Genomic DNA, 22,490 nt, shown 5'->3' with positions numbered 1-22,490 from the left:
GATATACTTATTTTATATTTAAGCTATTTATTTTTATTACACCATATTTTACATATATGTGCTTTTTTACTACAAAGTACATTCTTAGAACCACATGAAGGACACATTTCTTTATCTTGTAAATAATTTATCTCATAGATATTGTCACAATCAAGGCATTTAAATTTACAAAATTTTGCTCTATAATTTCCCCCATCTATTCTTATTGCCTTGCCTTGAGTTAATGCAATTGCAACTTTTTCTCTAGCTGAATCTATAATATTTTGAAAAGTTTGTCTAGATACCTTCATTTTTTCTGCGCACTCTTCTTGATTTAATTTTTCAATATCTTTAAGCCTCATGGCTTCTAGTTCTTCTAATTTTAGCACTACTTCCTCTAATTCACATTTAGACTTATCTATGGGAGTAAAATAAGTACTCTCAGGGAAAAAATCTACTATTCTAACTTTTGTTGGTCTTGCCATCTAAACTCCTCCTTACATTTGAAACATAGTCCTGTAAAAATAATATCTATGTCATATATATCCAAATCATTCTCCATTTCTGCTCTATCTTTTAATTCTAAACATTGTAAACTAACATCTTTACTTTTAATATCAATTATACTATTACATTTAGAACATTTAAAGTGAATATGAAAAGGATCTTTGCTAAATATTTTTAATTCAAAATATCCTACTCCATTAATATTTATTTCTTTGACTATGTCCAATGTTTTAAAAAGGTTTAAAGCTCGATGAATTGTACTAAGACCAATTCTTTTATCTTTTAATTTATAGTGTATTTCTTTTGAGTTTAGATGTGTTTTACTTTCTATTAATATTTCTAATATGGCTAGTTTTTGAATAGTGCATTTATACCCATTATTTTTTAAAATTTTTTCTACCCTTACAACAATATCATTCATGTTATTTAATCATTACAGTGGCCTTCATGCATGTGTTCTCTACAAAGGCTCCCACTTGATACTAGTGTACCACCAATATATTTATTTACTATATCATCAGTTGGTCCACAAGCCCCTACTATTACATTTATATTATTATCAACAAATAATTGTTGCGCTGTTTCCCCCATACCACCTGATATAATAATATTTACATCTAAATCTTTTAAAAATACTGGTAAAAATCCTGGTCTATGACCTGGATTAGCAACAAATTCTTTTTTTACAATACTATTATTCTCTATATCATATATTTCGAATCCTTCACAATGCCCAAAATGGCCACTTACACACTTATTTTCACTTGCAACTGCTATTTTCATTTTACATTCCTCCATTAATTTCAGATTGTATTTTAATTATTTAAATTTAATTCGTCTATTATTTTTTCAACTATAGGATTAAATACCTGATCTATATCTTCTTTTTCACCACTATCTTGCGACAACTTGCTTATGCTGCTTAGCATTGGTAGCTCACCAAACAACTTTAAGTTATTTTCTTGTAAAAATTCATTGGTACTTTCTCCATCAAACAACTTAATTTTCTTGCCACAGTCGTCACATGTTATATAACTCATATTCTCAACTACTCCAAGTAGTCTTACGTTCATTTTTTTAGTCATTTTTACAGCTTTTGATACTATCATAGATACAAGATCTTGAGGAACAGATATCATCATTACACCATTTATAGGAATGGATTGCATTACTGTAAGTGCTACATCTCCTGTTCCTGGAGGCATATCTATTAGAAGGTAATCTAGATCTTCCCAAATAACATCTGTCCAAAACTGCTTAACTAGATTAGATAACATAGGTCCTCTCCATATTACTGGATCATCTTCATTATCTGTAATTGAATTTAAGGACATAATCTTTATACCATCTTTATTTTGTACAGGTAAAATACCCTGTTCAACATATGTAGCTCTTTTATCTTTCACACCTAATAATCTAGGAATACTTGGTCCTGTTATATCTGCATCTAATACGCCCACTTTGTATCCTTGTTTTTTCAATGTTTTAGCTATTAATGAACATATGGATGATTTCCCTACTCCACCTTTTCCACTCATTACCCCTACTATTTGCTTTACATTATTTAGAGGATTATTTTCTATCATACAACTTTTTTTGTCCTTTGTGCATTTATCTGCAGTTGGACAGCTGTTACAACTAGTCATACTTTCATCTCCTACATTTATTATTAGCATATGCTAATTAGATACTAGCACTATTTATAGTTATTGTCAAATGCCAATAACTATTTTTTTCATAAAAAAAATAGAAGATATTTATTATCCTCTATTCTTTATAATTATAAAATTACTTCTACATTTTCATCTTGAGCTTTTATTAATTTTTCTGCATTTTTTATACTGCTATAAGTTTTATATCCACCATCTATATTTGAAGTATTATATCCATATTGATTTAATATAGTACATGCAATATATCCTCTTAAGCCAACTTGACAACATACATGTATTTTTTTGTCTTTAGGTATTTCATTTAATCTATCTCTTAATTGTCCTAGTGGTATATTTACAACATTTTTTATAGATCCATTTGACACTTCATATTCTTCTCTTACATCAAGTATGTATTCTTCATTTTTTACTAGATCTTCAACTTCATACCACTGTGTATTTTCAACTATATTTTCCATAATATTAGCACCACAATATCCTAACATGTTTACAGGATCCTTTGCAGAATTGTAAGGTGGCGCATAACAAACTTCTGTGTCTTGCAAATCATATACTGTAAATCCTGCTTTTATAGAGTTTGCTATTAAATCGATACGTTTGTCTATACCGCCTTTTCCAACACCTTGGGCGCCTAATATTTTCCCTGTAATTGGATCAAACAACATTTTAAATGAAATTTGTGTTGCACCTGGATAATATCCTGCATGAGATGCTGGGTGAATATGAATTGCTTCATAAGGTATGTCCAAATCTCTAAGGGTTTTTTCATTATTTCCTGTGGCTGCAACAGTTAAATCAAATACTTTTGCTACTAGGGAACCTAAAGTTCCTTTATATTCTACGTCTTTTCCTGATAATATATCTGCTACTAATCTACCTTGTCTATTTGCAGGCCATGCTAAAGGAATCATAGTAGGTTTTTTATTTACAAAATCTATAACTTGTATGGCATCTCCCACAGCATAAATATCTTCACTTGAAGTTCTCATTTTACTATTTACTACAATAGCTCCTTTTTCATTTACTTCAATTCCAGCTTCTTTTGCTATCTTACTTTCAGGTGTTACTCCTATGGAAAGAATAATCATATTCGTTTCTATTTCTTTTCCACTTTTTAAAACAACCCTGCTACCCTTATCTTCAATCTTTTCAGGTTTATCATTTAATATTAATTTTACACCTTTTTCTATTAAATGAGTATGAAGTACACTTGCCATTTCGTAGTCAACAGGTTTCATAACCTGGTCTCTTGAGTGAACCAATGTTACTTCTACTCCTCTTTCATGTAAATTTTCAACCATTTCTAAGCCTATAAATCCTCCACCTATTACAAGAGCTTTTCGCGGTTTATTTATATCAACATAATTTCTAATTTTATCTGTATCTGCAATATTTCTAAGAGTAAATAAATTTTTACAAGATTTTATTCCCTCTATATCAGGTATTTTAGGCATGGCTCCTGGTGAAAGTATTAACTTGTCGTAGGTTTCTTCGTATACTTCTCCACTTTCATGATTTTTTACCTTAACTTTTTTATTGTTTTTATCTATTTCTATTACTTCACTTAAGTTTCTTACGTCTAGTTTAAATCTTTCTTTCATTCCTTCTACAGTTTGAACAAGAAGAAAACCTCTATTTTTTATGCTATCCCCTATGTAGTATGGAAGACCGCAGTTGGCAAATGATATGTATTCTCCCTTTTCAAACATAATAATTTCAAAATCTTCATTTAGCCTTCTAAGCCTTGCTGCAGCAGATGCCCCACCTGCTACTCCACCTACTATCAAAACCTTTTTAGACATTTATTTACCCCCTTAATAATTTTATCTATTCACTTATATTATACTCCAAATATATGTTATCTTTTTCTCTTAAATTTTTTTTCATACATGATGAAACTTATTGAAGAACTATATCTCCAACCTTATGTCCAAATTTATCATTAACTTTTTAAAATCATCAATATCAATTAGCATTATACAATATGAAAAAAATTATAATTTCCTAACATGCAAAAAAGCTATCTCATAATAATTATTATGGATAGCTATCAAATTTATTTTTATAATACACTTACTAATATAGCGCCTTCTGATGTATAAGTTCCCATAACTGAACCAATTTCAGTTATAATAATCTCTTCAAAACTATGATTTTTTAATATCATTTCCTTAGCTTTTTCAGCTTTTTCTAAACAGTTTGCATGAGCTATGGCTAGTGATGTATATTTTCCATTACTAATAATATCGCTGGTTTTTCCTACAACTTTTTTAATAGAATTATTGCATCCTCTAGCTGAATCTACTGGTTTTACAACACCCTCACTAACTTTTATTATTACTTTCATATTTAAAGCATTTATAAGTTTTCCTGCAAGGGGATTTACTCTTCCACCTTTGATAGCATTTTCTAAAGTCTCTAATGAACCATAGAAGAATTTATCTTTCTTTAATTTTTCAATCGTATCTACTATTTCATCAAAATTCTTTCCTTCATCCATTAATTTAGCGGCTTTTACTACAAATTGTCCATGTCCTATGGATCCTGCTTCTGTATCTAATACAGCTATTTTTTTATTAGGATTTTCCTCTAATACCATATTCTTTGCAAGAAGGGCCGCTGAGTAAGTACCTGATAATGCGGATGCTATTGTAAGTACTATCACATCTTCATCACCTTGGTAACTTTGCATAAATTTTTCTGGTGATGGACATGAAGTTTTAGGAAGTTCCTTTGAATTTCTCATTCTTTCATAAAATTCTTTATTATCCAATTCTCCATCTATGTATACATCTTCTCCAAAAGAAACATTTAGCGGTACAACTTTTATATTATATTTTTCAATTATATCCTTATTTAAATCACAAGAGCTATCTGTTATTATCTTTATTTTATTCATAATTTACTCCTTAAATTATACTATTTAACAAGTCGGTCATCCGACCGATAACTAATTTAATTATATTATTTGACTAATGTAATGTCAACATTTTGTTTTGATTATCAATTTTTTTATTTTTAAATATATTTTAAAACAAAAAGAAAACCTTCATAGTATGTTTATATCATCCTATAAAAGTTTTCTCTTATTCCTTATGTTTTATTCAATTTAAATTATGGTCTTCTTGCACATATGTATTTTTTTTCATAATATCCAGTTAGAGTTGATTTTTTCACACCATCTCTTGGGTTAGATGCATGTATAAATTCATTGTTGCCTATATACATACCTACATGACTTACTCTTCCTTTTCCCATTGTATCGAAGAATATTAAATCTCCTACTTGTAAATCTTTTTTCTTAACAGATTTTCCATATTCACTTTGTTCATATGAAACCCTTGGTATATTTTTACCCAAAGCTTTTTTGTAAATATATTGTGTTAACCCGGAACAATCAAAATTGTTTGGCCCTGTTGCTCCCCACACATATTTTTTTCCTACTTGTTCTTTTAGCAAGTCTACGGCTTTGTCCATTTTGCTTTTGCTAGTTGAATTACTAACATTTTCAGTCTTTTTACTATCACCAACTGATATTTCTATATTTGCTATTGTATTAGCATTACTTGACTTAAGATCTTCAGGTTTTACATAATTTACGTTTACATTTATTCTATCAGAATTCATACTTCCAAGAAGTGTAGTAAGTGCATTTAAGTCATTAGAATATAAATTATTATTATTTAAATTACAAATATTACCTAATAAATTTCCTGCCCCATTACAAGAAGTACAAGACCCTCCTAAATTATTAGAATTTAGTAAACTATTTGATAAGACCGAAACAAAGTCATATGATGAATTACTTGATGAACTATTATTACTATTTAGACTTGCACTAGTACTCATTGCCTGTAGCAGTCTACTTAAAGCTATTTGATTAATTTCACTCATATCTTACTCCAATTTATAATTTGTTTTTATAATTTATATAATACGGCAATTAATTTTCTTTATTTAGGCCTAAACTTGTTTTTGTTATAATTCAAATTATTGTTCACAAAAGAGAGCCTCCTAGGGCTCTCCTCTTTCTTATACTGTGGGTATTTCATGATAACTACTTATTACTTTGTTAACTATTCCATACTCCACTGCTTCTTCACAATTTAACCAATAGTTTCTATCTGTGTCATTTTCAACTTTTTCTAATGGTTGATTTGTAGCATTACTTATTATTTTATTTATTCTTTCACGAACTCTAGCAATTTCTAAAGCTTCTATATGAAGATCTGTTGCTTGCCCTCTGCATTGACCAAGGGGTTGATGTATCATATATCTTGTATTTGGTAGAGAATATCTGTTTTCTTTGTCAGCAGCAAGATATATTGTTATTCCAGCACTAGCTACCCATCCTGTACCTATAACTATAACCTTTGGTTTAACAAATTTGATCATATCATGAATAGTATCTCCAGCTTCCACATGTCCACCTTGGCTATTTATGAATATTTTTATAGGTTCATCACTCATTTCTTGTAATATTAATAATTGAGTAGCTACTTTTTCTGCTAATTCTTGGTTTATCTCTCCTGAGATAAATATTGTTCTAGATTTTAATAATTTTTCCATTACAATATTAGATGTGTCTTTTCCTTTTTCCTCTTTCTCCCCTAAATAAATCATTTGCTATCTCCTTTTATACCTTATTTAATATAAACTATTCTAAAGATTACTGTTAATTTGTCCCTTATTAAACATTATATATCTATCTTATTTGCCTTACAACTTTCCATTTATTAAATTTTCTATTTTTATTAATTTATTTTTACTTAAGGATTTTAAATATTCTACGTACAACTCTTCCCATTCATAATTTGTGTCTAATTTTTTTGAAAGGGTTTTTATTATATCTAACTTTTCCATTCTGTATTCTCCATAAAATATAAATTTCCCTAAGATACTTAGTTCTAAATTGGTTAAAGACATGAATAATAACAAATATTCATTATCAAATATACAATTACTTTTTAACATATCTATATAATCTTTTATTGAATTTATTTTCTTATTTATTATATTTATCTTTTCATAAATATTATCATTTTCCAAAATTTCTTCAATTATTTCTCTAAAAGACTCATCATCTAATCTACTTTCTTCATCAATAATTAACTGACTTTCATTATTTTTAATTTCATCTGTTATAACTAAAAGATTTATTAAATTATCTCTTTTTAATGCATCTATTGTAAGATTTATAAGATTATCTTCATATTTTTTCAAGTATACTTTCTCATATTCTCCAATATTATAATCTTTAATTATTTTATCTATTGATAAACTAACCAAAGTTTTCACTTCATTTTTATTTGAAATTTTTAATCTATTGTTTAATTTTTCATAATCATTTTTACTTATTTCCAAGGAGTTATTATTGCAAAGTACGGAAAAAACCTTATTATTAATTGTCATTTCAAAAATATTTATAAGTAAATCTTTATAATCTATTTTATAAGTATCTCCATAAGATTTTAGTATTTTATGAATATCACCATTATTGAATTTGTTGCAGATTTCATTTTCCAAATATAGATTCCATAAATAATTTTTTATATAGTAAAGTCCTGCCACATTCCAGTCGTCAAATGCTAAAGGATAATCTATGTCTGCCACACTTTCATCTGGTTCAAATTCTAAATTATAATACTTAAAAAAATCAGAAATTCCATACAAAGTATCTTTATAAGCTCTTAGATCAGTGTAAATTTGATTTTTCAATGTTTTTTCATATAAGTTTTTAGTATGTTCGAAGTCTTCTTTTAATGTTATTTTTCCTTTTTCATAAATATACGAAACTTCTTCATTCTTTAAAATATTTATAGCTAGATTAGTATTTTCCAAAGTATTCATATATGCATCTATTGTATACCATATTCCAATTATAAGTTTTTCTGCTTTTTCCACTGTAACTGAGCTGCTTTCCCCTTTTGTATATCTCAATATTATATCTTTCAATATTTCTCCTATTTTAGTTTGTACATTATATAAAAAAAATTTAGGCAGTATGTCGCACCTTACGCATTCATTTATAAGAGAAATAGTATATTGATATTTTGAAAGATTACTAGAGTTAAAGTCTTTACTAATAAATTTTAAATTATTCATCCTCACTTACCCTTCCTAATTTATATTCTAATGCAAATTTTTCAGTTAAATTTTGTATATTGTCAATTCTTCCACTAGTTTTTTCATAAAATTCAGCTATAATATCTATAATTTCATTATCACTTATCTCATCTAATGTCTCATTTTTTAAATAGTAAAAAATATCTTGTAAATCATTAATTATTTCTACATAATCGTCTTTATCTGTATATTGAGATGTATATATTTTATTTATTAGTTTTTTAGTTACATCCATATTCAAATCTATTCTTCCATAATTTTTTAAGCTGTAACCTCTTGATTTAATAATTTCTTCCACATCTTCTGGCGTTAAAATTAATCCATAGGCTGATGATTTATCATTGATTTTTAAGAGTTCGTTTTTTGCTACAACAATAGATTTATTTTGTATAGAACTTAAAATAATATTTTTTGTCAATTTTGCCATCTCCTTTTTTTGAAATATTCTTGACTTTTTATGTTTTTTATGATATAATCAAATCAGTATGTAATTTATTATTTTTAAAATCTAACTTTTAGTATATTCCAATTATCTATAGTTGTCAACAAAATAGATGCAGTTTAGCTGCTCTTTTTTTATGCACAAAAAAAGACAAGATTATAATTACTTGCCTTTAATATTCCTTTCTATTAATGTATCACTACTGTTGTTGTGTCTAAAATATTGTCGTATATCCAATGTGCATTTTCCACAGCTAACCTAATACAACCATGACTTAGTGCTTCACCTAAAGTAGCATCTATTATTTTTGTTCCTTCAGCATTGAAAAGAATAGAGTGATAATAGTAACTTCCTTTTATTCTTGTAGCATATTTTACTCTATAAGTATCTGATCCAAAGTAAGGCTTTCTGCCATTTATATAAAATGTTCCTGTAATTGTTGGTGTACTAGGCTTACCTACAGTACAGCTCCATTCATAAAGCAACTTCCATTGATTATTTTTATCTTTTCTAAATACATAGGTTAATCGATTCTTTAAATTTGTAATAATTAAGTTTATAGTTGGACTTTTAATATTGTTATCATTCACAAATTTAACCATATCCAAATCAAAGTAAGTAAAGTCATATTCACCTGGCTTTATACCATCATTGCTCAAAAACACATTGAATATATATCCTTCTTTATCCTCATAAATAACCTTACTCCAATCTCCATTCACATCTATAACTTGAACTCTAGATTTTGCCGGAATAACAGTTACTGGATTTGATGCTGAGTCTGGATAAGATCTTAATTCAGTATCAGTCCAAGTATATTGTGTTTTTGACAAGTACTCATTATATACAAATCCTCTTAAATTATTATAAATTACCTCATACCAATCTTCTTCTGCGTCCATAACATTAACTTCGGATCCTGCTGGTATTACTGTAATAACATTAGCCTTTGTGGACTTCCCGTCTCTCAAATTTAAATTAGCAAGAGTATATTTCACATTGTCATTTGAACTTTGTTGCCTTTTAGTTCTGCCCATGTTCCCACCCCCATAATAAATATTTTATAATATTTTATGAGAATAAATGCATATTAGTTCGTCTTTTATATTTATATATAAAAATACTAATATCATATGCTTTTAAGTATTTTTCACTATAATAATTAATGGCCTGGTATTAGTTTTAATATCAGGCCACCTTAGTTATTTACTATTTAATCTTTTCATGTTTCTTTTCATATTTTGTGTATTTTCTTTTACAGTTTCTTTCAATTTTTCTCCCTTATCCTTACTAATAACTTTTTCACTTACCATCTTATCTATTTTTTCACATTGAGTCTTGTAAATTTTTTCTTTAATCTCTGCTTCTTTAGACTCTCTATCTTTTGTCATATAAGAATTAATATTTTTCACATCATCTTCTGTTAGGCTACCCATTTCTTTTAACTCATTTACACTTTCTTTTAGCAGACCTCTTCCACCTCTTGGATAAGGGCATTTAGGGCAATAGCTGTCATCAACATATATCGATGAAGTCATTTCATTTTCCAATGCATTAACTTTTATAACACCTCCACACAATGTTCCTAATATTACCGATAGTGTAATTATAACTAAACACACTGATTTATTAGTTCTTTTCATATTTACCTCCTTTAGCTTTAAAAAACATTTTGATTAACTTTACTTTTCCCAAAAACCTTAATTAAACCTTAAGAAAACAAAAATTCGCTTCCCTTGAGCGACGTGTTGGCGAATTATTCTGCTACCGCTTTAAGCCACTGCGTGGGCACTATGAAATTTCATGCAACGATCTTGCTGAAAATTTCACTTCGCTAAAAAGACCTACATTTTAAAATTAATGTAGGTCTTTCTAATTTATAATATATTTATCTGCCACCAGTTAGTAACATGTATATTCTTTTCATATATTTTCTCATAAATATGGCCACACAAGCACATATTGTTATTGTTATTATTGGTGCTACAAAGAAAATAATCAAGCTGCTCGTTGAGCTTACTGGCATTACTTTAAACCACACCTTTTTAATAATTGATTGTAGAGGAATATGGAAGAAGTAAATAAATATTCCGTATTTAGCTAACTTCATTTCTTTTCCTAAGTCAAACTTCTTCTTAAATCTCTCTCCTATTACATCATAAACAAACCATGCAAATGGTACACCACATAATATTATTATGTTTTCAACAAGTAATAGTACATATTCGTAATTTGGTATTTGAGGCATATATATTAGAATAGTTTTTAGTATTATGGCTAATATATAACCTAATCCAAATAAATATCCCTTATCCTTATATTTATTAAAGTATATATCAAAATCTCCAACTGCAAAACATGCACCTATTGCAAACATTAATATAGGATAATAAATAACATCAAAGAACCAAAATACTGTAATCACTAACAATGCTTTACCTTTTAGTTTATCTATTACATAGTAAATTATTGGCGAAATCACTACATTTATCATTAAGGCTCTAATATACCAAAATTGATATGGCAAAGGATAAATATAAGTATTTTTAAATAGTTCTACAGCATTATAATCAGCTATTATTCTATCTGAAAACATAGATCTACCAAAGGCAGTAAGTTCTACTAAATATAATATTATTAGCCATCCTGTACACCATATAAAATAAGGTATAAATAAACTTTTAAATCTTTTTTTGTATTTTGATAAAAAAGCCTCTGTTGATGGTTTAAATTTATAAAAGAACAGGTATCCTGATATTACAAAAAACATAGGTACAGCTATTCTTACAATTCCTTGCCCTATAAAGTTTTGTACTAATGTATTTACATTAAATACAGATGCATCTTCTAAGTTGTTTGAATGAAGAACAACAACAAAGAAAGTCATAATTAAAGACATGTTTTTAATTTTATTACTAAGGTATTTGTCCATAAGTTCCCCTCTTTCTGCATATTTTACTTTTTTCGCTAAATTTCTAATGGTCTACACTTTAAAATACCATAATTTTTTGCATTTATCAATAAAACAAATGTGACATTTATGTTATATTTCAAAATAATTCATTTCATTTTTCGAAAATGTTTTCCTGACTAAATTAAATTTTTCAAAATAAAAAAAAGTTGTACTATTTATTTTATAGACAACTTTCTTTTATCTTATTCTTATCATATTTATATCGTATTTTATATTATATTCACATTCTTTAAATATTTAATAAAATCGTCAACGTTAGTTTTTGCTTCATTCAACCCTAGGCTATATTTATCCATAACCTTAGAAACGATTTCATCCTCATTTTTTGAGCTTTCAAGATTATTCCAAATAAAACTTCCTATATTATTAACCTTTATTATCCCCTTAAAAGATAGAGCTGTCTCTCCTACTGGGACTAAAGCATTTTCTCCACAAATATTTCTCATACAAAACTCTTTTTTTATTTTCATAACTACTTCCCCCTTAAGTTTACTATTCATATTAAAATAGTAACTTTGTTAAAAATATATTTATATTCTTTAAATAATATATTAATTTTACACTCATGTCAATGAAAATAAAAAACATTTTCCAGACCATAATATTTATTATTTTAAGCCATTAATTTCTTTTCTTAAAATCATATAAAAAGTTAAATAAATTTGCCAAAGTACTTTAAAGGTTATTTTGTAGAAAAGAGTAGAAGGTGATAATAGTATTCACCTTCTTTTTAAACATATTATATATAATTATGCAACTTTATTTGTATTATTTTTATTTTTAATATATTTCTTTTCATATCTAGCATATAATAAATACCCTACTACAGAGAATAGTAATGGTCCACCTATCATTGTAAGTGTTTTAACTAAACCTTCTGGACTAGTTATTACTGGCTCTATTATTGTAAATACATTTGCAAATCCTATTATAGCTGTTACAATTGTTGCTGCAGCTATAGCTAAACCATAAGATTTATAAACAACAAATGGTTTTTCTAACTCACCATTTAATTGCTTTTTCTTAAATTTAGGGAATGCTGATGATAAGAACATATATGGTATAGTCATTGCTACGTTAGTCATTAATGTAAGAAGAGCAACGAATTCTTTTGCGTCATCTCCACCAAATGCAACTATTAATATCATAACTATTACTATTATAGCTTGTACTATCATAGCGTTTATTGGCATTCCATTTTTTATTTCTCCAAGTTTTCCAGGCCATACTTCTTTTGGCGCACCTTGGATAAGAGTTTTAAGTGGTGAATAAGTTAATGTAAAGAAAGCTCCTGTTAAAGCTAAGAACATTGAAAGACCAACAAATCTTGCTGTCCATGCTCCTACTGTTAATGCTGTTGCTTGAGAAAGACCCATTCCCACACCTATTTTAAATCCTAAGTTGCTCATTAATATGTAAGTAACATTTGCTAAGTTTACGTTACTACCACTCATTACTTCTGACCAGTTAGCAAACATACCACATGCAAATATTCCTAATGCATATCCTAAAGATATTACTACTGCTGATATAGCTAAACCTTTTGGGAAAGTTTTTTCAGCGTTTTCTGTTTGGTCAACTAATCCTCCAAGAACTTCTAAACCTCCAAATGCAAAAACTGCAAATGTTAAAAATGATAATATTGCTATTGGACTTGAATACTCTGGATTTGGTGAAGTTGTAAAGCTTTGAGCTATGTTGTTTATTGGCTCTGCTAAACCACCATTCATTAATACTACCACAATACCTCCACCTAGTAATACTATGTTAAGTATTGTTACAGCAGTTCCTCCTACAGAAGTTATTTTACTTATTTTTTCTACACCTTTTGTAGCTATAAAAGTAACAACAACTATCCAAATCGCTGCTAATATTCCTAATGTTTGTACTGATCCTAGACCAAATAAGCTCCAGCTACCAGTCATATCTGTACCAAGTATTGCGTTTGATAATGGTATCCATATAGTCGATGAAACGTTTACCATCCAAATCATATATGAAGCGTACCACATAAAAGTACCTATAAATGCATATTTACCACCAACTGATTTTTCCATCCATGAGTACATTCCACCACTTTCCTTCTTGAAAGCTGAACCATACTCTGCCATCATAAAAGCATATGGAATAAAGAATAGTACTGCACTTATTACATACCATGGTATCGCTGAATAGCCCATTAAGAAAAATGCCTTAGGCATATTAGCAAATCCAAACACCGATGTGAATATCATAAGCACAAGAGGTACTAATGTAAGTTTTTTTGTTTCTTTTGACATAATTTTTCCTCCTTATAATTCCCATCATTTACTGCAAGTTAAACCTTTTTCTGTAAATTTTGAGTTCACGAAGTAACAACCTTTTTTGTTACCCAAAATTGTCACAACTTATAATACCACTCTTAATTTCATTTTTCAACGATATTTTTTATTTTATTATATTTTTACAAATATCCAGAATTATCTTATTAATTCTGACAATTTTTGTCGATTATGCAAGATAAATTTCACATAAAAAATTCACTTCGCTCATGTCGCCAACGAGATGCCTTCGCTATCGCTTCAGGCAACTCCGTTGCTCAAAAATACATTTTTTACATTTCCTAAACGAGTTGATATAACTTAATTCCAGAGTTTATCAACAGCGTAAATTCAACTATAATTTCCTAAAATGTAAAAAAAAGAATGATGTAATCCGTACATCATTCTTAGTTTCTATATAGGGCATGGCTTACTATAGTAATATCCCTGCACATATATTTTGTCATTATCAAAGCTTTTTATAAGATTAATCTGCTCTTCAGTTTCTATACCCTCCACAACCAATACACTATCAGATCGTTTTGATACTGCTGATAAAAACTTTATAAATTCTTCCTTCAGATATTTCTTAGATATAGTATATATAAAATATCTATCTAACTTGATAATATCAAATTCAATCTTACCAAGTAAATCTAAATTAGAATGTTCCATTCCAAAATCATCTATAGCTATTAAATAGCCTATATCTTTTAATTTTTTTATACTTTCAGACAGTTTACTAATTCTTTCTGATTTTACTCTTTCTATAATTTCAAAACAAATTGAATTTCTTGATAGGTTGTATTTTTCCATTAGTCCAATAGATTTTTTAATAAATTCATCATTAATAAGTTCATCAACTGAAATATTTACGGAAATATATTTACCAATTTCTAAGCTATATTTATCATGTACTATTTTATAATCTTTCATTGCATTTTCTAAAACCCATAAAGATAATTCATACAACATATTATTTGACTCTACTTCATGTAAAAACTCTTTTGGAGATAATATGTTTCCATTTTTATCTTTCTGTCTTATCAACGCTTCAAACCCTACTATTTGTTCCATATTTGGGTCAAATATGGACTGATAATAAAGTATATATCTGTTATTTTTAATTCTATATTTTATTTTTCTTTGTATATTTATTGATTTTATTTTTCTAATATTAGACAAAATAAGCATTACAAATATAATAAGGGTAGTTGATATGATATGCATAGATATCTTCCTATTATCTTTTATTTTAAAATATTTATCATAAGATTTTTGAAGATTCCTTAAAATATCTTTTTTATTATTTTCTAAAGCTCCATTAATATGGACAATAATATCTTTGTTTCCTTTACTCGCTCCTATGTAAACAGGTCCTGTAGAAAACTCGTATACTAAATTTCCATAATTTTGTTTATTTATAGGTTGTATGGATAGATCAATATAATAACAAGGTTCATACTCATAGACTTCAACTTTTATAGTTTTTAAGTGATTTTTATGGTTTAAATTATTACATATACTATAAAAATAAATTCCTATTAATATAAATATAATTCCTACGAGTGTTACTAACTTATAAGATTTTTTCACCTAAAAGTTTTCCCTCCTTCTATAAACCCTTCTTTATCTACACTTAAAGTATAGTATTTATTAATTGTATATCATAGTACTAATAATATTTTTTTATATGTTTATAATTTAAAATATAAAATTTTCCCATTTTTCTGTATTATAATAAAACTTTACAAATACCTATATAATTAAATTATTTTAATATAAAAAAAGATAGAGTGATCACTCTATCTTTTTTGTTATATATGTTATTTATTTGCTAACTAATTTATATTATGTCTGCTTTTTCCAATTGCTCCAAAAAGTCTCCCAGATCTTTTTTAGCATCTGATTTTTTCACCATATATGTGTTAGTAATTAAGGAAAGCATATCTTCTTCACTTTTGCAACTTCCTAAATTTTTCCAAACCAAGGCTTCAACTTCATTCAAACTAATTAGTCCATTGTAACCTCTTTGTGATGTATTTTTGGGCATAAGAATATATTCTCCACCCATTTTACGCAGATTGAAATCTTTTTTAACTTCCATGATTCCTCCCCCTTGTTTTAAAATTTTCATCATTTTAGTATATGCTAACTTACTAAATAAAAACCAAGATGAAAAATTACCATCACTTAAATTTTACTTTAGTGTGCCTTTAATGTCAACAATTGGACAGGGATTTTCCAATGTATTACTTTACAAAATAAAGCATTACTATTCAAATTATTTAATTATATTTGCTGTTTATTGGTTATTTTTATAACAAAATAAAGAAAGTAGTCGTATTTTGCGACTACTTTTAATTAATTTACAATATTATTCTTTTACTGATTCAACTTTTAAGATTTCACTATTTTCATTAGAGAAATGTATAGTATTAGAACTTACACTTTTTCCACTTTCAACATTTTCAAATTTAACGCGATAAGTAATCCCTCCCAAATAACATCCTCCTGGAGAAATAGTTTTGTAATATACATAAACTGTATTTAAATTTTCACCACTTAAATTTTCCACTGTGATTTTTTTATTTTCAGTAGTTAAAGCTACTTGAGACTCCATAGTAGGTAGCTTATCTATCATGTTATTTTTCGAACTCATGTATATATATTTATCATCTGGATTAAATTCTATCTTACCACTTGATTCCATCATAAGTGTGCATACTCCTGGTTTTAAGTTTGTAATTTTAAATTTTATATTACTAGTTTTACCTATTATTTTCATATTTATTTCACCATAATCTATAACTTCCTTAGATGTATTTTTTACTATTATGGCTAAAACATTTTCCTTGTCAACATCACTACCATCTTCAATAAACTTACCAGAATATTGGCCTATACTTATGATTTCCATATTTTTATTAGGAATAGAATATGGAAGATTAATGCCTCCCACAGTAATAGTTTCACTGTTTTCTTGTTCTAAGTTATTATTTGTATTATCCTGGCTTGTTAAGTCTTCACCAGGAGTATATCCTTCTATTTTTTTAACATCGATTTTATCAGAATCAACTATTAACTTTTCCCCTTTAGTAGTTTCCTCTGCTTTTTCTTCAGTTTTTACTCTTTCTTTCTCAGCTGCCTTATCTTTTTCCACATAATAACCTATAATGCCTAAACCTATTAGACATATTAAGATAGCAGATATTATAATCATTAATACCTTCTTCATTAAATATACCCTCTCCTTATTTACCTTCTCTTCTTATAATCCTTTTCATTATATTATTAATTTTAAAAATATAATTCCTAATCGGTCTAAAAAACTGCCATATTTTTATTATACTTTTATATTTCCAATTGTCACAGGAGATTTCTTCGTTATCCCTTATAATTTTAGAGCAAACTCCTATAACTTGATCATTTTTTACAACTTCTACCCACTGTTGTGCATCTCCATTCATTGCAAAAGTGTTGTCATCTATTATTTTATATACTCTATGAAGGACAAATTGTCCTGTGTTCCTTTTTATAAATACAATTTCACCTTTTTTAATAGGTCTATTTCTTGACGATGTTAATATTACACTGTCACGAAGGTGTTTTAATATAGGCATCATAGAATATCCTGTCACTCTTAGTTTACACTGTCCCCCATTTTTTATTATTTCTTCCATAATAGGTACTATTTCTTTGCCATCTTTGCAAGTATGTACATAGTTATCCATTATATTCCCCTTATTTTACATATAATAATTTTATTGTATCTTATATTAGTAAGTTTTTCAAACAAAATAATCAACTTATTTCTTATATTTAAGTTCTTATCTTATGACACAAATAAAATAGTTAATATATGCTAAATTACTATATAAATATGTATAGTTTTTACGTTATAGTGTGTAAATTTACAATATTTGTTATAATGTAATTATGAATTTCGATTAAATGAAAAACGGAGGGGATTTTTTGACGCCAAAAAACAAAAAATTTAAATTTACGAAAGTGGTAATTATATTATTAGCATTATTAATAACTATTCCATTATTCACTTTTTATCATTTCTATAGTAAATTAAATACTACAAGTACTAAAGTTGAAGATGCTTATAAATCAAAGTATGAAACTGTAGATGGTGTAACAAACATATTATTATTAGGTACTGATGGTAGGGAGAAAGAGCTTGCTTATCGTTCTGACTGTATGATGATTGCCACGATTGATGCTAACAACAAAAATATTAAACTAACATCTCTGGCTCGTGATACTTATGTTGATATTCCAGGTAAGGGGAAAGGAAAATTAAATGCAGCTTATTTTTGGGGCAAAGAAAAGTTGCTATTCCAAACTATAGAGGAAAATTTCCAAATAAAATTAGACAAATTTATTCAAGTTGATTTTGATAATTTAATGAATATTGTATTTTTATTAGGCGGAGTAGAAGTAGATGTTAAACAACATGAAGTTGATATAACTAACAAATATATAGTTCCTTCATATGATCAGTGTACTTATGCTAATAAGGGTGATATGAAACTTATAACTCATCCTGGTAAACAAGTACTAAATGGTTATCAAGCTATTGCTTATACTAGAATAAGAATTACTGACAGTGCTATAAATAGAGATGAGAGACAAAGACAAGTTATGTTATCAATTATAGATACTATGAAAGATAAAGAATTTAGCCAGTATCCTAATTTATTAAATACATTGCTTCCATATGTATCTACAAATCTTACACCAAAAGATTTAATAGATATAGCATTTACAGCATATAACTTTAAACCTTTGACTATAAAACAAGGACAGTTCCCAGTAATTGACGATGTTCACGTAAAAGGCGGTAAGTACAAAAACGCTGGTTGGGTTTGGTTGTACGATTTAAACTCAAGAAAAGTTTTACAAGACTTCATAAATAAAGATGTCGATATGGATAAAAACGAATATTTAAAAGATAATAGCAATATACAACTTAATTATTAACTTAAAACAAAAATACTGTAGTAAAGATTTAATTTCTTATACTACAGTATTTTTTATGTTCTAAATTTTAGTCATAGAACTACCTGATAAAGTGGTTCTATATATAGATTGACTAAGTCCATTATATTTATCAAATGCTATTGTTCCAAAATACATTCTGCTGTTTGCAATATTAATGACATAATGCCATTGATTTTCACTTGCTTTTTTTATAGTTTTTCTACTGCTTCCATCTAAGTTCATTGAACATAAACTACTATTTGTATTAATATAATACATTTTATCATTGTATAAATTTATACTCGTTGTAAAATATTTTGATAAAAGTTTATTATTCTTTCCAGTTGAAGAGACTTTATACACTTGACAAGTATCGTCATTTTCATTATTAGGATCTTTATCATTATATACTGTATAATAAATGTTTCCTTTATAGTAAACCATATCATCTATGTATGATTCTTCTTTTTTGCCAGATTGATATTTATAAACAGTTGTTCTTGTTTTAGTTTTTGTGTTAATTTTGTATACTATAGAATTATTAGATCCCGTTGCTACTATATAGATATAGTCTCCAGATAATGACATATCATCTATATATCTAGTTGTTGTAGTATATAAAGTTGAAACAGTTTTTTTAGTTGATAAGTTGTAACGACATAAAGATGCTACTTCATCATGACTACTATTTACACTTTCTTTCACATAGTATAAATAATTATCCTTTACTATAATTGAATTGTATCCATAATTGCTTCTTAATCTTGTTTTTCCAGTACCATCAGTTTTAACTCTATAAATACCATAGCTGTTACCAGAGTTATATACTCCTACATAATACATATAGTTTCCAACTACATTTATGTATGGTTCTTCTGCTGCATTATTTACTATTTGTTTTTTGGTGCTTCCATTTTTATAAGTTCTATAAATATAGTAATAATTTGCACCTTTAGTTTCTTTATATGCCTTACTACTTCTTATATAAGAGTAGTTTCCATTTGCAACTGCATACCCTCCATTGCTAATATTTGAATTACTGTTACCATATACCGAGGCCCCATCAACACTTTTTGTAAAGCCGCAAGTAATTACTATACCTACTATTAATATAGTAGATAAAAATTTCTTTAATTTACTCATATATATCCTCCACTCTTCCTTAAACTAATATTAATATACTTTAAAATTTCATTTTTCTCCATATTTTTTTATAAATGTAATTATTTTGTAAATTATTAAATTTGACAAATTCCGACTGATTTTGCAGAATATTTCGTGGAACTCACATAAAATTAAAAAATATCCCAGATCATAAATATGACCTGGGATGAGACTGTAGTAAAGATTTAATTTCTTATGCTGCAGTCTTTTTTTATATGTTCTACCCTTCTGTTCATTATAATAGTATATACAAGGTATTTAAATTCTTATGTAGAAGTTTATATATACCAACGAAAATTTATATAATATATAATATTCATTTAAATTTTCTAAATATTCAAAAGGAGGACTTTAGTAATGGATGGTCAAAAAGAATTTAAACCCTTTATACCTGCCAACAAAGTAGTTCCTGAATTTACTGCTACATCAATCATTTTAGGTATATTCATCGCAATTATATTCGGTGCTGCTAATGCTTATTTAGGTTTAAGGGTTGGTATGACTGTATCTGCATCTATACCTGCAGCAGTTATATCTATGGGTATTTTAAGATTTATTTTAAAAGGAGAGTCTATACTTGAGAACAACATAGTTCAAACTATAGGTTCTGCTGGTGAATCATTAGCCGCTGGTGCAATATTCACCCTACCTGCCATGTTTATATGGATGAAAGAATGGGGGATTGGTAGCCCTAGCTTATTTGAAATCGCATTTATAGCTTTATGTGGTGGTTTACTTGGAGTATTTTTTATGATACCTCTAAGAAGAGCACTAATAGTTAAGGAACACGGTGTTTTACCTTATCCAGAAGGAACTGCTTGTGCAGAGGTTTTACTTGCTGGTGAAGAAGGTGGGTCAAAAGCTTCTATAGTTTTCGCTGGACTTGGAATATCTGCTGTTTATAAATTTATAACAGATGGACTTAAACTTTTTCCTAGTGAAATAGAGTGGGCAATACCAGGATACACAAACTGCGCCATAGGTATTGATGTCCTACCTGCCCTGGTTGGTGTTGGATACATCTGTGGTTACAAAATATCAGGATATATGTTCTCTGGAGCATTGGTTGGATGGTTTGTACTTATACCAATGATATCTTTGTTTGGTGCAGATGCTGTACTTTATCCTGCAACAGATCCTGTTAGTACTTTAGGATACTGGGGAATTTGGGATAATTATATAAGATATATAGGTGCTGGAGCCGTTGCTTTTGGCGGTATCTTAAGTTTAATTAAATCCCTTCCTTTAATAGTAGACACTTTCTCAAAAGCTATGAAAAACTACTCTATAAAAGGAGAAAACTCTACTTTAAGAACTGACCAAGATCTATCTATGAAAGTAGTTATATTTGGTGCTTTAGCAGTAATTATAGCAATTTGGTTAATGCCTGCTGTCCCAGTTAACTTACTTGGAGCACTACTTATAATTGTATTTGGTTTTTTCTTTGCAACAGTATCATCAAGACTTGTTGGATTAGTTGGAAGTAGTAACAACCCAGTTTCTGGTATGGCAATAGCAACTTTACTTATATCTACTCTAGCTTTAAAAGCTTCAGGATTAGTAGGTCATGAGGGTATGCTTGGTTCAATAGCTATAGGTTCTATAATCTGTATTATAGCAGCCATAGCTGGTGATACTTCACAAGACTTAAAAACTGGTTATATAGTTGGTGCTACTCCTAGAAAACAACAATTAGGAGAAATAGTAGGTGTAATAATTTCTGCAATAACAATAGGTGCAGTTCTTTATTTATTAGACACTGCGTGGGGATTTGGTTCAAAAGACATACCGGCTCCTCAAGCAACTCTTATGAAACTTGTTGTTGAAGGTGTTATGAATGGAAATCTTCCTTGGCCATTGATCTTTGCTGGAGCTTGTATAGGTTTAGCTGTAGAAGTTCTTGGTATTCCAATACTTCCATTTGCAGTTGGACTATATCTTCCAATACACTTAAGTGCTGGAATAATGGTAGGTGGACTTGTAAGATTATTTACAGAAAAAAGAAAAAAATCTACAGAAGCAGAGAAAAAAGAACAAGTGGACAGAGGAATTTTGTATACTTCTGGTCTTATAGCTGGTGAAGGTCTCGTTGGGGTTCTTTTAGCTATTTTAGCTCTAATAAAAATTGGCGGCAAGACTATTGGCGATACAATCAATTTATCTGAAACAATTACCTTAGGCCAAATAGGTTCAATAGTATGCTTTGCATTACTAGTTTTTACTTTATTAAAATACACAATTTTATACAAAGATAAGGACAAGGAAAAGTCTAAAGCTTAGATTTTCTTGTTACTAATAAGTTAATTTATATTTAGCAAGGTACTCTATTTTAA

The 22,490-nt window shown here is 28.1% G+C and carries 22 protein-coding genes; 2 read left to right on the top strand and 20 right to left on the bottom strand.

Features of this window, described 5'->3' with window-relative positions; translation table 11 throughout:
• Nucleotides 1-23: 23 nt before the first annotated feature.
• The 19 genes from K0040_RS00410 to K0040_RS00320 form a co-directional block, all read right to left on the bottom strand.
• The gene (locus K0040_RS00410) at nucleotides 24-464 is read right to left on the bottom strand and encodes a DUF134 domain-containing protein (RefSeq protein ID WP_148558023.1); all 441 of its coding nucleotides are present in this window, start codon (nucleotides 462-464) and stop codon (nucleotides 24-26) included.
• Nucleotides 437-907: a Fur family transcriptional regulator gene (locus K0040_RS00405; protein WP_228107010.1), complete on the bottom strand. Its 471-nt coding sequence runs from the start codon at nucleotides 905-907 to the stop codon at nucleotides 437-439. The genes K0040_RS00410 and K0040_RS00405 overlap by 28 nt, the downstream gene beginning before the upstream one ends.
• A 5-nt stretch (nucleotides 908-912) precedes the next feature.
• The gene (locus K0040_RS00400; protein WP_228107009.1) at nucleotides 913-1,269 is read right to left on the bottom strand and encodes a NifB/NifX family molybdenum-iron cluster-binding protein; all 357 of its coding nucleotides are present in this window, start codon (nucleotides 1,267-1,269) and stop codon (nucleotides 913-915) included.
• Between the two features lie 32 nt (nucleotides 1,270-1,301).
• Nucleotides 1,302-2,132: an Mrp/NBP35 family ATP-binding protein gene (locus tag K0040_RS00395; protein WP_228107008.1), complete on the bottom strand. Its 831-nt coding sequence runs from the start codon at nucleotides 2,130-2,132 to the stop codon at nucleotides 1,302-1,304.
• 134 nt (nucleotides 2,133-2,266) lie between these two features.
• Complete coding sequence (locus tag K0040_RS00390; RefSeq protein ID WP_228107007.1) at nucleotides 2,267-3,961, bottom strand: CoA-disulfide reductase; 1,695 nt, start codon at nucleotides 3,959-3,961, stop codon at nucleotides 2,267-2,269.
• Between the two features lie 260 nt (nucleotides 3,962-4,221).
• Entirely contained in the window at nucleotides 4,222-5,058 is an 837-nt protein-coding gene (locus K0040_RS00385; RefSeq protein WP_228107006.1) for a DegV family protein, read from the bottom strand.
• Nucleotides 5,059-5,273: 215 nt separating this feature from the next.
• Nucleotides 5,274-6,053 carry a C40 family peptidase gene (locus K0040_RS00380; protein WP_228107005.1) on the bottom strand — a complete coding sequence of 260 codons (780 nt, stop codon included), beginning with the start codon at nucleotides 6,051-6,053 and terminating at the stop codon, nucleotides 5,274-5,276.
• Nucleotides 6,054-6,191: 138 nt separating this feature from the next.
• Entirely contained in the window at nucleotides 6,192-6,782 is a 591-nt protein-coding gene (locus tag K0040_RS00375) for an ATP-dependent Clp protease proteolytic subunit (RefSeq protein ID WP_228107004.1), read from the bottom strand.
• Between the two features lie 96 nt (nucleotides 6,783-6,878).
• Nucleotides 6,879-8,264, bottom strand: a complete 1,386-nt coding sequence (locus K0040_RS00370; RefSeq protein ID WP_228107003.1) for a DUF6179 domain-containing protein — start codon at nucleotides 8,262-8,264, stop codon at nucleotides 6,879-6,881.
• Complete coding sequence (locus K0040_RS00365; protein ID WP_228107002.1) at nucleotides 8,257-8,712, bottom strand: DUF6323 family protein; 456 nt, start codon at nucleotides 8,710-8,712, stop codon at nucleotides 8,257-8,259. The genes K0040_RS00370 and K0040_RS00365 overlap by 8 nt, the downstream gene beginning before the upstream one ends.
• Nucleotides 8,713-8,915: 203 nt before the next feature.
• The gene (locus K0040_RS00360; protein WP_228107001.1) at nucleotides 8,916-9,764 is read right to left on the bottom strand and encodes a L,D-transpeptidase family protein; all 849 of its coding nucleotides are present in this window, start codon (nucleotides 9,762-9,764) and stop codon (nucleotides 8,916-8,918) included.
• A 165-nt stretch (nucleotides 9,765-9,929) separates the two neighbouring features.
• Nucleotides 9,930-10,370, bottom strand: a complete 441-nt coding sequence (locus K0040_RS00355; RefSeq protein WP_228107000.1) for a hypothetical protein — start codon at nucleotides 10,368-10,370, stop codon at nucleotides 9,930-9,932.
• 245 nt (nucleotides 10,371-10,615) lie between these two features.
• Nucleotides 10,616-11,659: an acyltransferase family protein gene (locus K0040_RS00350; protein ID WP_228106999.1), complete on the bottom strand. Its 1,044-nt coding sequence runs from the start codon at nucleotides 11,657-11,659 to the stop codon at nucleotides 10,616-10,618.
• A 251-nt stretch (nucleotides 11,660-11,910) separates the two neighbouring features.
• A complete protein-coding gene (locus tag K0040_RS00345) occupies nucleotides 11,911-12,171 on the bottom strand; it encodes a PqqD family protein (RefSeq protein WP_228106998.1) in 261 nt (86 codons plus the stop codon).
• A gap of 279 nt (nucleotides 12,172-12,450) precedes the next feature.
• Nucleotides 12,451-13,980 carry a glutamate/gamma-aminobutyrate family transporter YjeM gene (gene yjeM, locus K0040_RS00340; protein WP_228106997.1) on the bottom strand — a complete coding sequence of 510 codons (1,530 nt, stop codon included), beginning with the start codon at nucleotides 13,978-13,980 and terminating at the stop codon, nucleotides 12,451-12,453.
• Between the two features lie 435 nt (nucleotides 13,981-14,415).
• Nucleotides 14,416-15,597, bottom strand: a complete 1,182-nt coding sequence (locus K0040_RS00335) for an EAL domain-containing protein (protein ID WP_228106996.1) — start codon at nucleotides 15,595-15,597, stop codon at nucleotides 14,416-14,418.
• A 250-nt stretch (nucleotides 15,598-15,847) separates the two neighbouring features.
• A complete protein-coding gene (locus tag K0040_RS00330; RefSeq protein WP_228106995.1) occupies nucleotides 15,848-16,108 on the bottom strand; it encodes a PqqD family protein in 261 nt (86 codons plus the stop codon).
• Between the two features lie 270 nt (nucleotides 16,109-16,378).
• The gene (locus tag K0040_RS00325) at nucleotides 16,379-17,239 is read right to left on the bottom strand and encodes a hypothetical protein (protein WP_228106994.1); all 861 of its coding nucleotides are present in this window, start codon (nucleotides 17,237-17,239) and stop codon (nucleotides 16,379-16,381) included.
• 16 nt (nucleotides 17,240-17,255) lie between these two features.
• The gene (locus K0040_RS00320; RefSeq protein ID WP_228106993.1) at nucleotides 17,256-17,735 is read right to left on the bottom strand and encodes a S24/S26 family peptidase; all 480 of its coding nucleotides are present in this window, start codon (nucleotides 17,733-17,735) and stop codon (nucleotides 17,256-17,258) included.
• Between the two features lie 241 nt (nucleotides 17,736-17,976).
• Here K0040_RS00320 and K0040_RS00315 point away from each other — a divergent pair, with 241 nt between their 5' ends.
• Nucleotides 17,977-18,993 carry an LCP family protein gene (locus tag K0040_RS00315; protein ID WP_228106992.1) on the top strand — a complete coding sequence of 339 codons (1,017 nt, stop codon included), beginning with the start codon at nucleotides 17,977-17,979 and terminating at the stop codon, nucleotides 18,991-18,993.
• 60 nt (nucleotides 18,994-19,053) lie between these two features.
• On the opposite strand, the gene K0040_RS00310 is transcribed toward K0040_RS00315, so the two are convergent.
• Complete coding sequence (locus K0040_RS00310; RefSeq protein ID WP_228106991.1) at nucleotides 19,054-20,136, bottom strand: DUF5050 domain-containing protein; 1,083 nt, start codon at nucleotides 20,134-20,136, stop codon at nucleotides 19,054-19,056.
• 378 nt (nucleotides 20,137-20,514) lie between these two features.
• Between K0040_RS00310 and K0040_RS00305 the strand changes: the two genes are divergently transcribed.
• The gene (locus tag K0040_RS00305; protein WP_228106990.1) at nucleotides 20,515-22,437 is read left to right on the top strand and encodes an OPT family oligopeptide transporter; all 1,923 of its coding nucleotides are present in this window, start codon (nucleotides 20,515-20,517) and stop codon (nucleotides 22,435-22,437) included.
• Nucleotides 22,438-22,490: the final 53 nt, after the last annotated feature.

The organism is Terrisporobacter petrolearius (genome assembly GCF_020748185.1).
Classification (GTDB): domain Bacteria; phylum Bacillota; class Clostridia; order Peptostreptococcales; family Peptostreptococcaceae; genus Terrisporobacter; species Terrisporobacter petrolearius.
Note: the sequence above shows the minus strand (reverse complement) of the source record. Positions and strands in the feature narration are given on the sequence as shown.

Excerpts from the sequence above, each read along its gene's own strand:
- K0040_RS00410 (WP_148558023.1), bottom strand. The coding sequence starts at position 464 with ATGGCAAGACCAACAAAAGTTAGAATAGTAGATTTTTTCCCTGAGAGT.
- K0040_RS00405 (WP_228107010.1), bottom strand. The coding sequence starts at position 907 with ATGAATGATATTGTTGTAAGGGTAGAAAAAATTTTAAAAAATAATGGG.
- K0040_RS00400 (WP_228107009.1), bottom strand. The coding sequence starts at position 1,269 with ATGAAAATAGCAGTTGCAAGTGAAAATAAGTGTGTAAGTGGCCATTTT.
- K0040_RS00395 (WP_228107008.1), bottom strand. The coding sequence starts at position 2,132 with ATGACTAGTTGTAACAGCTGTCCAACTGCAGATAAATGCACAAAGGAC.
- K0040_RS00390 (WP_228107007.1), bottom strand. The coding sequence starts at position 3,961 with ATGTCTAAAAAGGTTTTGATAGTAGGTGGAGTAGCAGGTGGGGCATCT.
- K0040_RS00385 (WP_228107006.1), bottom strand. The coding sequence starts at position 5,058 with ATGAATAAAATAAAGATAATAACAGATAGCTCTTGTGATTTAAATAAG.
- K0040_RS00380 (WP_228107005.1), bottom strand. The coding sequence starts at position 6,053 with ATGAGTGAAATTAATCAAATAGCTTTAAGTAGACTGCTACAGGCAATG.
- K0040_RS00375 (WP_228107004.1), bottom strand. The coding sequence starts at position 6,782 with ATGATTTATTTAGGGGAGAAAGAGGAAAAAGGAAAAGACACATCTAAT.
- K0040_RS00370 (WP_228107003.1), bottom strand. The coding sequence starts at position 8,264 with ATGAATAATTTAAAATTTATTAGTAAAGACTTTAACTCTAGTAATCTT.
- K0040_RS00365 (WP_228107002.1), bottom strand. The coding sequence starts at position 8,712 with ATGGCAAAATTGACAAAAAATATTATTTTAAGTTCTATACAAAATAAA.
- K0040_RS00360 (WP_228107001.1), bottom strand. The coding sequence starts at position 9,764 with ATGGGCAGAACTAAAAGGCAACAAAGTTCAAATGACAATGTGAAATAT.
- K0040_RS00355 (WP_228107000.1), bottom strand. The coding sequence starts at position 10,370 with ATGAAAAGAACTAATAAATCAGTGTGTTTAGTTATAATTACACTATCG.
- K0040_RS00350 (WP_228106999.1), bottom strand. The coding sequence starts at position 11,659 with ATGGACAAATACCTTAGTAATAAAATTAAAAACATGTCTTTAATTATG.
- K0040_RS00345 (WP_228106998.1), bottom strand. The coding sequence starts at position 12,171 with ATGAAAATAAAAAAAGAGTTTTGTATGAGAAATATTTGTGGAGAAAAT.
- yjeM (WP_228106997.1), bottom strand. The coding sequence starts at position 13,980 with ATGTCAAAAGAAACAAAAAAACTTACATTAGTACCTCTTGTGCTTATG.
- K0040_RS00330 (WP_228106995.1), bottom strand. The coding sequence starts at position 16,108 with ATGGAAGTTAAAAAAGATTTCAATCTGCGTAAAATGGGTGGAGAATAT.
- K0040_RS00325 (WP_228106994.1), bottom strand. The coding sequence starts at position 17,239 with ATGAAGAAGGTATTAATGATTATAATATCTGCTATCTTAATATGTCTA.
- K0040_RS00320 (WP_228106993.1), bottom strand. The coding sequence starts at position 17,735 with ATGGATAACTATGTACATACTTGCAAAGATGGCAAAGAAATAGTACCT.
- K0040_RS00310 (WP_228106991.1), bottom strand. The coding sequence starts at position 20,136 with ATGAGTAAATTAAAGAAATTTTTATCTACTATATTAATAGTAGGTATA.
- K0040_RS00305 (WP_228106990.1), top strand. The coding sequence starts at position 20,515 with ATGGATGGTCAAAAAGAATTTAAACCCTTTATACCTGCCAACAAAGTA.